A 387-nucleotide genomic window follows, 5' to 3' on the forward strand; every position below is an offset into this window, starting at 1 on the left:
ATACTTATATAGTGATTAGTTAATAAACTTCATCGTTAAGAAAGTGGTCGGCGATGCAGGATTTGAACCTGCGACCCCTTGGACCCAAACCAAGTGCGCTACCAAACTGCGCTAATCGCCGATATTCTTTTGTAAATGGGGTGACTGATGGGGCTCGAACCCACGACAACCGGAATCACAATCCGGGGCTCTACCAACTGAGCTACAATCACCGCTATATTTACATGTTTTCAAATGGTGCACCCAGAAGGATTCGAACCTTCGACCCACGCCTTAGAAGGGCGTTGCTCTATCCAGCTGAGCTATGGGCGCATCGAAAACTTCATAGTTTACCAATAAGCTATTCGATTATAATTGTATTATAAAAAAATGGTCGGCGATGCAGGA

At 45.0% G+C, this 387-nt stretch carries 3 tRNA genes; all 3 read right to left on the reverse strand.

What is annotated here, in order from left to right:
* Positions 1-44: 44 nt before the first annotated feature.
* Positions 45-121: transfer RNA gene (locus CWB66_RS20665), tRNA-Pro, on the reverse strand.
* Positions 122-136: 15 nt separating this feature from the next.
* Positions 137-212 (reverse strand) — tRNA-His (locus tag CWB66_RS20670).
* A 23-nt stretch (positions 213-235) separates the two neighbouring features.
* Positions 236-312 (reverse strand) — tRNA-Arg (locus tag CWB66_RS20675).
* Positions 313-387 lie beyond the last annotated feature (75 nt).

Source organism: Pseudoalteromonas sp. S558 (assembly GCF_005886635.1).
Classification (GTDB): Bacteria; Pseudomonadota; Gammaproteobacteria; order Enterobacterales; family Alteromonadaceae; genus Pseudoalteromonas; species Pseudoalteromonas aliena.